Annotated in this window: 8 protein-coding genes and 1 pseudogene; 5 read left to right on the top strand and 4 right to left on the bottom strand. The window is 71.8% G+C overall.

Annotated elements, in window-relative coordinates:
• Window positions 1–31: 31 nt before the first annotated feature.
• Together DIZ27_RS43450 and DIZ27_RS43445 are read left to right on the top strand one after the other, a co-directional pair.
• Complete coding sequence (locus tag DIZ27_RS43450) at window positions 32–157, top strand: helix-turn-helix transcriptional regulator (protein ID WP_375232082.1); 126 nt, start codon at window positions 32–34, stop codon at window positions 155–157.
• A complete protein-coding gene (locus DIZ27_RS43445; RefSeq protein WP_109383779.1) occupies window positions 154–1,122 on the top strand; it encodes an NAD(P)-dependent alcohol dehydrogenase in 969 nt (322 codons plus the stop codon). The genes DIZ27_RS43450 and DIZ27_RS43445 overlap by 4 nt, the downstream gene beginning before the upstream one ends.
• Window positions 1,123–1,974: 852 nt before the next feature.
• Here the strand turns inward: DIZ27_RS43445 and DIZ27_RS46665 are convergent.
• The 3 genes and pseudogenes from DIZ27_RS46665 to DIZ27_RS43425 form a co-directional block, all read right to left on the bottom strand.
• On the bottom strand, window positions 1,975–2,814 hold the full coding sequence (locus tag DIZ27_RS46665) for a hypothetical protein (RefSeq protein WP_219933741.1): 840 nt from the start codon (window positions 2,812–2,814) through the stop codon (window positions 1,975–1,977).
• A gap of 243 nt (window positions 2,815–3,057) precedes the next feature.
• Window positions 3,058–4,513, bottom strand: a pseudogene (locus DIZ27_RS43430) (Helicase associated domain protein); the annotation flags it as partial.
• A 101-nt stretch (window positions 4,514–4,614) separates the two neighbouring features.
• Window positions 4,615–5,538 carry a helix-turn-helix domain-containing protein gene (locus DIZ27_RS43425; protein WP_109383777.1) on the bottom strand — a complete coding sequence of 308 codons (924 nt, stop codon included), beginning with the start codon at window positions 5,536–5,538 and terminating at the stop codon, window positions 4,615–4,617.
• A gap of 102 nt (window positions 5,539–5,640) precedes the next feature.
• Here DIZ27_RS43425 and DIZ27_RS43420 point away from each other — a divergent pair, with 102 nt between their 5' ends.
• Window positions 5,641–6,348, top strand: a complete 708-nt coding sequence (locus DIZ27_RS43420) for an SDR family NAD(P)-dependent oxidoreductase (RefSeq protein WP_109383781.1) — start codon at window positions 5,641–5,643, stop codon at window positions 6,346–6,348.
• A gap of 50 nt (window positions 6,349–6,398) precedes the next feature.
• The gene (locus DIZ27_RS43415; RefSeq protein ID WP_146229134.1) at window positions 6,399–6,998 is read left to right on the top strand and encodes a DsbA family protein; all 600 of its coding nucleotides are present in this window, start codon (window positions 6,399–6,401) and stop codon (window positions 6,996–6,998) included.
• A 406-nt stretch (window positions 6,999–7,404) separates the two neighbouring features.
• Here DIZ27_RS43415 and DIZ27_RS43405 read toward each other — a convergent pair whose 3' ends face one another.
• Window positions 7,405–7,593, bottom strand: coding sequence for a hypothetical protein (locus tag DIZ27_RS43405; RefSeq protein ID WP_109383775.1), 189 nt, complete (start codon window positions 7,591–7,593; stop codon window positions 7,405–7,407).
• A 1,214-nt stretch (window positions 7,594–8,807) separates the two neighbouring features.
• Between DIZ27_RS43405 and DIZ27_RS43400 the strand changes: the two genes are divergently transcribed.
• Window positions 8,808–9,375 (top strand): hypothetical protein (locus DIZ27_RS43400; protein ID WP_109383774.1); only part of this gene is annotated, 568 nt, incomplete at its 3' end.

The following is a 9,375-nucleotide window of genomic DNA, read 5'->3' as shown; positions in this document are numbered from 1 at the left end:
GGCCGACCGGGTCGGCGTCACCCGCCAGACCATCATCGCGATCGAACAGGGTCGCTACTCCCCCTCGYTKGARATGGCGTTCCGCATCGCCCGGGTGTTCCGGGTCGGACTCGACGAGGTCTTCCAGTACCCCGACACCGAAGGAGACCCCTCATGAGGGCGATCGTCCAGGACGAGTACGGCCCGCCGCACGTGCTGAGCCTCGGCGAGGTCCCGATCCCGACGCCCGGCGCCGGCCAGGTGCTGATCCGGGTGCACGCGGCCGGCGTCGACTACGGCGTGTGGCACCTCATGACCGGGCTGCCGCTCATCGGCCGCCTCGGCTTCGGCCTGCGCCGACCCCGCAACCGCGTGCCGGGCATGGACGTGGCCGGCGTCGTGGAGTCCGTCGGCGCCGACGTGACCGCGTTCCGCCCCGGCGACGAGGTGTACGGCGMGGCGACCGGCGCGTACGCGCAGTTCGCGCTCGCCCGCCCGGGCAAGCTCGCCCGCAAACCCGCCAACCTGAGCTTCACCGAAGCGGCGGCCACACCCGTGTCCGGGGTGACCGCGTTGCGGGCCGTCGGCCGGGTCACCGCCGGCGAGAAGGTGCTGGTCMTCGGCGCCGGCGGCGGAGTGGGCAGCTTCGCGACGCAGCTCGCGGTCGCCGGCGGCGCCCACGTCACCGCCGTGTGCAGCACGGCCAAGGCCGACCTCGTCCGGTCGCTGGGCGCCCGGGCCGTCATCGACTACACGCGCGAGCCGCTCACCGGGACGTACGATCTGATCATCGACATCGCGGGCCTCCGGCCGCTGGCCCTGCTGCGCGGGCTGCTCACCGAGCGCGGCCGGCTCGTCCTCGTCGGCGGCGAGGGCGGCGGTCGGTGGTTCGGCGGGCTCGGCCGGCCGCTGGCCGCCCGGCTGATCAACCCGTTCACGCGCCAACGTCTGGAGGCGCTGCTCGCGCTGACCCGCACCGCCGACCTGGACGCGCTGCGCGACCTCATCGAGGCCGGGGCCGTGCGACCGGCCGTCGGGCGCACGTACCCCCTKGCGGAGGCCTCGACCGCGGTGGGTGACCTGGCGGCGGGCAACGCGCCCGGAAAGCTCGTCATCACGGTTGATTCCGGGACGCCGGGATGACCATCCGCGGTGAGTCCTGACAGAGGTGCATCCGATGACGGTCGACAGCCCCGAGGAGACGGCCGATGGYTGGTCGCGAGGGCGCCGGGAACGCACCGCGCCCTGCCACCCRACCGTCGCGCCGACCCGGAGATCGCCGTGGGGCCCTACCGGGAAGTGGCGCAAGCCGCCGCAGCACTCGCCCGGGCAGCACAGGCCGGCGACAAGGGATACGCCCCCCGAGCAGGAAGGCGTCACCGACGTCCGCCGGATCGGAGCTGCCACAGGCCACCAGGCTGTCGAATGCGGCAGAGAGCTCTGCCAGCGCGTCCAGGTCGGAGCCGGAGCGCTGCCACAAGCGGCTGTGGCGGTGAGTATCGCCGGCCAGCTGAACGAGCCGCGCCGTGTCTGCCTGCGTGCGCAGCAACTGGCTGTATCCACGCAGCAGGTACTCCGGTGTGTGGGGCGGCCAGTGCCGCTCGTGGAAGGAGTCCGCCCACTCGTGCAGCCGCTCCCGGTACGCCGCCACCTCCTCGTCAGTCAGCAGGTCGAGGGCGCTGCGCTGGATCTCCTCGTGGGCCAGCACGTAGACACCCGCAGCCCGGCGGCCATCCCCCCAGGAAGACCAATGGGGTGAGCGGACCCGGAAGGCACGCCCGGTGACCGTGCTCAACTCCCGTTCCACCAACCGCGGACGCGTACCCGCCAGCTTGGCCAGGTCCGCAGCCGGCTCTGTCCCACATGCGGTGGTGACAGAGCGTCATCATTGATGTGCCTGGTCCGAGCTTCAAGGAGAGCAGTCGCAGACGCGCCATCGAGCAGGACAAGCACGGTGCTGACGATCGCGTCACCCGTGCTGGCCTGGGAGTGTCACTACCAGCCACGAAAACTACTTACCGTCACCACCGCATGTGAGACAGGGCCGTTCATTTGACAGACCCGCCCCGGGAATATCGCCGTCGTCGACATCCAGGAGGGTGTGATTCGGCTCCTCCGGTAACGGGCGTGCGCAGCGGGTCGCCCGAGATGCCAGGCCGCTGTTGCGGCACTAGGCTCGATGACTGAATGCCGCACGCACGGCACGCCCGGCCGACCGGTTTCCGGTAAAGCGGACCAAGGCCACAGTGACCGCCCGCGACGGGCGACCTGGAGGCGTCGGCGGTCGAGTCCGTGCTTGAGACGAGATGCGGTGACATCAGAAGGCTCTGCCGCAATTTCGGCTTGCGGCTGCGGCCGTCCGTTCCCGCGCTTCCTTCCAGAGACGCGGGAGACGATGGAGCGAGAGGTATTCCCATGCGAGCACAACGCGCGAAGCGTCTGGCTGCGGTGTCCGCTGCCGGGCTGGTGATGGCCGGTGGCGTCGCGGTGGGCACAGCAAGTACTGCTTCGGCGTCCGTCGCGTCCTATAGCCATAGCCAGAGCCAGGGCGATCACCGTGACGACTACGGTCGTGGCGGCGATCACCGTGGCGACTACGACCGTGGCGGCTACGACCATGACTACGGTCGTGGCGGCGATCACCGCGGTGACTACGACCGTGGCGGCTACGACCATGACTACGGTCGTGGCGGCGATCACCGCGATCACCGCGATCACCGCGATCACCGCGATCACCGCGATCACCGCGATCACCGCGATCACCGCGATCACCGCGATCACCGCGATCACCGCGATCACCGCGATCACCGCGATCACCGCGGTGACTACGACCATGACTACGGTCGTGGCGGCGACTACCGCTAGGGAGACAAAGACTGATACGACACCAGCAACGGCTCGATGTGCGGCCCCCGAACCGGGCCGCACATCGAGCCCTTTCAGTTGAACCCGGCCTGACCGGCGGGCCCGCTCAGCTCACCTGGCCCATGCCCGCCGCCTCCGGCCAGTTCTGCGCCTGCGCTCCGGACCAGCCGGCCGGCGGGGGCCTGGGAGAGGCCGTCGGTGCCTCTGGCGCCATCAGGCCCAGTCGATGCCGAGTTCGGCGAGGGCGTTGCGTTGTTCGGGGGTGAGTTTGTCGCGGCGGGTCTTGGTGTTGGAGACCCATACGCCGAGCCGGACCGTGACCGGCTCGGTCTCGCCGTCGACGGTGATCTCCTCAGCATGCCCGCGGGGTACCGGCCGGTGGGAGCCTTCCCGTTCCACCCACTGTGCGAGGGCTGCCAGGCCGCGCTGGAACGCCTGCTGCGCCTTGCCCGGCCCCTTCGCCGCACGCCCGGCTGCCGGGGCGGGAGACGGCGCCTCAAGCGGCTGCACGCCCAGCGCGGTCAGCCGCTCTTGCTGCAGTAGTTTCCAGGTGGCCGGCTGTTTCTGGCGCTGGAGCCATTTACCCAGGTCGTCGCCGTCGAAGAGCACGCCGGGTGCGATGTCGGGCAGGACGCCGCCGGTTTCGGTGTCGACCAGGTCGGCGAGGACGCGGTAGTGGCGCTGCCAGTCCAGTGGCCAGGGGCAGTTCCAGTCCTCGTCGATCGCGGTCAGTTGCTGCGCGCGCGCCGCGGCCCGTTCCGGGTTCTTGCCGAGGCCGCCCTTTCGGCGGAGGTTGGCCATGTGCTGCCCGATGGGCACCAGGCCCTCGGCAGCCGCATCGCCGACGGGGTCGGTCCCAGACGGCGTCCTGCCGGGGTGCGAGATGCCCCGTGGCGCGCTGGTAGGAGCGGAGTACGGCGAGCTTGGTCTCCCACGCCTCCTCGCCCGGCTCCCAGACCATGCCGGCCTCCGGCGCGTCCAGCAGGGTCTTGCGCCGCTCCTCCAGTTCCCCGGCCCGCAGGGCTTTCCTCTGCTGGTGCACCCACCTCCCCAGTGGAAACGCCTTGGTCGCCCCGACCTCGGTCTCGACGTCATAGGGAACGGCGTAGAGGCCGGTGATCTGGTTCTCCTTTCGCCAGCGGATGAGGGCTTGGTAGCCCTCGAGCCATACCAGGGATTCCGGCCGGTAGACCCGGGTGCGCAGGAACGCGGCGATGGTGGCCGCGTCGCGCGGGCTGGAGAAGTGGAGCAGTGCGGACTCGGCGGCGGCTTGGGTGTCGTCCTGCTCCTGGTCCTCGCCGTCACCCTCGCCGCCGGCGCCGACGATCCGCCCGTCCTCATCGCGTCGGACGTGCACGGTGCGCTGTCCGCTGGTGAGAGCACGGGAGGCGAGCTGCTCGACGAGTCGTTCATCGTGGGAGCGCAGGCCTTGGAGCACGGCTACAAGGGGGCGGAACGAGGCGGAGGCGATCATGTCGGTCGGGTCCTCGCCCGGCTCCAGGAAGACGGGCACGATGATCCGGGCGACCTTCGTGGTGCCGTCCCGGTTGAGTCGCAGCGCCCGGCCGATGTTCTGCACGATCTCCACCTGGGAGCCGCGGGTGTCGGCGAAGCACATGGCTTCCACGCCCCGCTCGCCGGGAATGTCCACGCCTTCCCCGAGTGATCGGTATTACGGCTCGGTATGTGTGCCGACCTGCGGGCCAAGCGGTGGCGGATGGCTTCGGGGCAGGTGGCGAGTCGGGTGCCGTTTTGGGTCGTGCGGAGGTGTCATGGGTGGGATGTCGGTCCGTTGCCGATCACCCGGCTCGTGCCGTTGCGCGTTTCGGTCATCTGCTGGGTGCCGATGACGTCGAGCAGGTCGAGTCGGCTGGCGGTGTCGCTGCCCGGTGCGGCGGTGAGGATCACGATGTGCAGGTCGCCCCCGGGGTCGGTGAGGATGTCGCAGTCGAGGTCGAGCGGCCCGACCTCGGGATGGTGGACGGTCTTGGTGTGCAGGGTGTGACGGCTCACCTCGTGGCTGTCCCACAGAGCGGCGAAGCGCGGGCTCGTGCCGCGCAGATCCGTGATGAGGCGGTGCAGGGCCGTGTCCGCCGGGTGGCGGGTGCGGACGGCGCGCAGGTCGGAGACCACCGCGGTCTCGAAGCGGGCCTGTTGCTCGGGGGTGTGGCGCACCCGGCCGGGCGGGCCGGTGAAGTGCTGCCAGAGCAGGTTGCGTTCCCGGCTCGCGAGTGCGGACGGATCGCCCATCAGGGCGGCGTGGAGCCGGTTCCAGGCGAGGAGTGTCCAGGCCGCGTCGTACACGCCGACGGGTGTGCCCGGCATCTGGTCGAGCAGCCGCTGCACCCCCGGCGTCAGCCGGCCCCGCAGCCGGCCGTCCGCGGGCTCGGGCTGCCCGGCCAGCGCGAACAGGTGGGAACGCTCGGCCTTTGACAGGCGCAGTGCCCGGGCCAGGGCACCGAGCACCTGGGCGGACGGGGACGTCGCCCGGCCCTGCTCCAGGCGGACCACGTACTCGGCGGATATCCCGGCCAGCAGGGCCAGTTCCTCGCGGCGCAGCCCGGGTGTCCGGCGGGTCCGCCCGGCGGGCAGCCCGACCGCGGAGGGAGGCACACGGGCGCGCCAGCGGCGCAGCGCGTCGCCCAGTTCGCTGCCCCGCCGCCGGGGATGCCCGCCGGCGCCCTGTGTGCTCATGGCCCCAGTATCGGCGCCCCGGACCATGCCGGCCTGGTACTGGCGTTACCAGGAAGAACAGTGGCCTGCCAGGCCGGTCGCCGAGCGGCGAGGCTGCCGGGCATGACGACGACTCTCATCACCGGGGCCAACAAGGGGCTGGGACTGGAGACCGCCCGCCGCCTGGCCCGGGCGGGGCACACCGTCTTTCTGGGTGCCCGCGACGCCCGCCGCGGCACCCAGGCCGCCCGGGCGGTCGGCGCCCGGCCCCTGCTCATCGATGTCACCGACACCGACTCCGTCGCGGCGGCCGCCCTGCTGGTCCGCGAGCGGGCCGGACACCTCGACGTCCTGGTCAACAATGCCGGCGTGGCCGGCCCCGCGCGGCCGGCCGACGAGACCACCGCCGCGGACATGCTGGCGGTCTACGACACCAACGTCTTCGGCGCCGTGCGCGTGACGCACGCCTTCCTGCCCCTGCTGCACCAAAGCACGTCACCGGTCGTGGTCAACGTCAGCAGCGGCCTGGGCTCGCTGGCCGTCGCGGCCGACCCGGCCGCCCACGCCTCGCTCGTCCCCTTCTGGGTCTCCTCGCTGCCGTACAACTCCTCCAAGGCCGCCCTGAACATGATCACAATGCTGTATGCGCGCGCCCTGCCGACGATGCGGATCAACGCCGTCGACCCCGGCCACACCGCCACCGACCTCAACGGCCACACCGGCGCCCAGAGCGTCGAGGAGGGCGCCGACATCATCGTCCGCATGGCCCTGACCGGCCCCGACGGGCCGACCGGCGGCTACTTCACGCCCGCCGGCCCGATGCCCTGGTGAACACCCAGGCCGAGCACCACCCCCTCTCCCGCACCCTCAGGAGCCCGTTCATGACCCCTTTGCGCCGCGTCGAGGCCGTACTCGACTTCGTCTGCGTCCACTGCTACATCGGCTTCACCCGCTACGCCCGGGCCGTTTGCCGCTACCGCGCGGACGGCGGCACAGCCGAAACGGTGCTGCGCCCCGTCCAGCTCCGGCCCGACGCGTCGCCGGCCGGTGAGCCGCTGATCGCCGTCTGGTCGCGTGAGCACGGCGCGGCCGTAACGGCCCAGCTCGCCGCCGACACCTCGCTCGGCGCCGACGACGGCCTCGACCTCAACTTCCACCGCGCGGTGTTCACCAGTACCTTCGATGCGCACCGTCTCGCCGCCCAGGCATCGGCGCAAGGAAAGGCCGAGCAGATGGCCGAGCGCCTGTTTCGCGGCTACTTCACCGACGGCTTGAACATCGCCGATCCCACCGTGCTCGCCCGGCTCGCCGCCGAGACGGGCGTCATGACCAACGGCGGCGGTGCGGATGCGATGCACGCCGAACTCGACCGCATCCGCGAACTCGACCTGCCCACCCCGCCGGTGTTCCTCTTCCCCGGCGGCCCCGCCCTGTCCGGACAGGTGCGAGAGGACGACGTCCTCGCCGCGCTGCGCGAGTGACCCGGGGCCCGCGCCCGCCGGCAGCCCCGCGTTCGCGAACGCGCCCGCCGCCAGGCCGCCACCAGCACCGGCCTGGTCATCGACACCCGGGCCCGGTTCGGCTTCACCGCCGCGCCCGGCACCACCGACGACGCCCGGATCCGGCACCGCACCCTCGCCCCGCCCCCGCAGCACGCGGCCCGCCTCTTCGCCGCCCAGGAGACCGGCGCCGGCGAGCGGCAGCTGCGCGCCCTGGCGGCCGAAGGCGTCGGCGAGGTGTACTTCCGCGACGGCGGCCGCCGCGCCCACGGCCTGGCGGTGGAGTTCACCGACGTCGAACACCTGGAGTTCGACCTGTAGGGCCGGGCTGGGCCATCAGACCGGGGGAGGCTGCGCAGTTGTGCCTTCGGCTGTGGGTGGCTGCGGATTACCGCCGGGGCCGGCGCCCAGGGTGGCGACCGGTGACCGGGCGCGTGGGCATCGGGTGGTCGGCGGCCGGGGCGGCGGGCAGGCGTTCGGCGGCGAGCTGGGCGCGTGGCGCGGGCGGGCCGGTGTCTCGCATGCGGGACTCGTCAGTGTGGGTGGGTCCGGTGCCCAGCGGGCGGCGGTCGGTCATGCCGGATTCTCGCCCGGCGTGCGTTGTTCTTCCTCACCGGGATCGCCGTGGGCGGCGGCGGGTTCCAGGGCGCGCGTGTCGKGTRCGCCCCCTCCACAGCRCCCTGCGCTGCTGCGATCGCGGTAGGTGGTAAGGCGGCAGAGCCGGGGAGACAGCTGGGTTGTYGGTGAGGGTGCGGTGTCGGCGACGGCATTCCGGCCGTGATGGTGCGCAGGCGCAGGYCTTCCCTGTGCTTACAGAGCGTCGCAACTYCACGATCACGGAACCTGTGCCTGTCCTGTCTGCCCGCTGGTCCCTGCCGGCCGCCTGTCTGCGCGACCTCTGACGCGTCGGCGTTCGGGTTCGGGGCCGGCTCGGGCGTGGGTGCGGCGTGTCCGGGGCTCCGGGCCCGGGTGAGGAGGTCGGCGGGCGGCTTCTGTAGTCGCCCACCCAGGTCTGCGACAGCAGGCCGCCCGCCGTCGGCGACGGGGGCGGCCTGCCCGCACCGCCCTCTTCGCCGGCCTCCGCGCCGGCCGGCGAGGGGGGCGGTGCGGGTGAGCGGAAAAGCGCGAAGGGGCCGGGTACCGGACACGCCGGCCCGGGTGTCCGCGATCGGCCGGCGGCGGGGGCATCATGTCCCTGGCCTGTTCGCGCGGTGGCGCGCGGGGACCCGGCGAGCCGGGTTCCGGTTCGCCGGGCGAGCCGCCCCTGCCACCGTGGACACAGTCCGCCCCGGGTGGCGGGCCCGCCCGAGCGCTCGGGAGGCGGGCCCGCCGGCCGGCCGTGGGTGCCCGGTGACGAGGACCTGGAGCCGGCGTCAGGTCTTCGAGCCAACGTCAGGTCTTCGCCTTCACCGGGACGTTCCGCGGGAACCTCATCCTGCGGACGGCACCGCGTCAGGGGCCCGCCCGCGGGCTCGGGCCCCCCGCCCGGCGGCACCACGGGAATACCGGTTTCCCCTGATGTGTCAACGAGCGACACGCCGTGGCTGCGGGTGAGCAGGCGCCGGAAAAGTCCCCCGGACAGTCTATCGGGGCATCAAGTCCACTACAGGAAAAATCATCTGATTACCTGTCAGCACGCCATGGCACGGCATACAAGCATCCTCCTATAACCCGATTGGAGTCAATCCGCTGACTTTCCCTTATCTCTCGATATGACAGATATGGGAATCGGTCAGTACGTTCATCACGAGTCGGCTGCCGGCCGATCCCACGAGACAGGAGAAGCACGTGATGAAGACTCGTCCCAATGTCGTTACCGCGGCCGTCGCGGCCGCCGCGGCCCTGGCCGTCACCGGTATCACCTACGCCTCGGCGTCCGCCTACGAGCCGGCCCAGGCCGCCCCCGCGGTCCAGCAGGCGGCCGCCCCCGCCGCGGCCCCCCTGGGCGGCGAATCCGGCCAGGGCRACGAAGGCCGGGGCTTCGAAGACAAGGGCAACGAAGGCCGGGGYTTCGAGGGCAAGGGCAACGAAGGCCGGGGCTTCGAGGGCAAGGACCACGAGGGCCGGGGCTTCGAGAACCGGGGCTTCGAAGAGAAGGAATTCGAAGGCCGGATCCACATCAACGAGCGTTCGTTCTCCGCCCGCCCGGACGGCTGCATCACCGTCGTGAGCGGCCTGGGCGCCAATAGCTTCAACATCCGCAACGACAGCAAGAGGACCGTCGAGTTCTTCCGCGGGGCGACCTGCGACAACGGCGCCCCCGTCGCGACGGTCGGCCCCCACAGCGAAGCGAACGGCATCAAGGTGCACCACACCGAGGGGGTCCGCGTCAAGAACGGGGTGGTGGRCCTTGATGCCG

The sequence above is a fragment of the Streptomyces sp. NWU339 genome (assembly GCF_003143855.1).
Taxonomy (GTDB): domain Bacteria; phylum Actinomycetota; class Actinomycetes; order Streptomycetales; family Streptomycetaceae; genus Streptomyces.
Note: the sequence above shows the minus strand (reverse complement) of the source record. Positions and strands in the feature narration are given on the sequence as shown.

Bases quoted from the DNA above. Each gene is read 5' to 3' on its own strand.
- DIZ27_RS46665 (WP_219933741.1), bottom strand. From the start codon at position 2,814: ATGGTCGTAGTCACCGCGGTGATCGCGGTGATCGCGGTGATCGCGGTG.
- DIZ27_RS43425 (WP_109383777.1), bottom strand. From the start codon at position 5,538: ATGAGCACACAGGGCGCCGGCGGGCATCCCCGGCGGCGGGGCAGCGAA.
- DIZ27_RS43420 (WP_109383781.1), top strand. From the start codon at position 5,641: ATGACGACGACTCTCATCACCGGGGCCAACAAGGGGCTGGGACTGGAG.
- DIZ27_RS43415 (WP_146229134.1), top strand. From the start codon at position 6,399: ATGACCCCTTTGCGCCGCGTCGAGGCCGTACTCGACTTCGTCTGCGTC.
- DIZ27_RS43405 (WP_109383775.1), bottom strand. From the start codon at position 7,593: ATGACCGACCGCCGCCCGCTGGGCACCGGACCCACCCACACTGACGAG.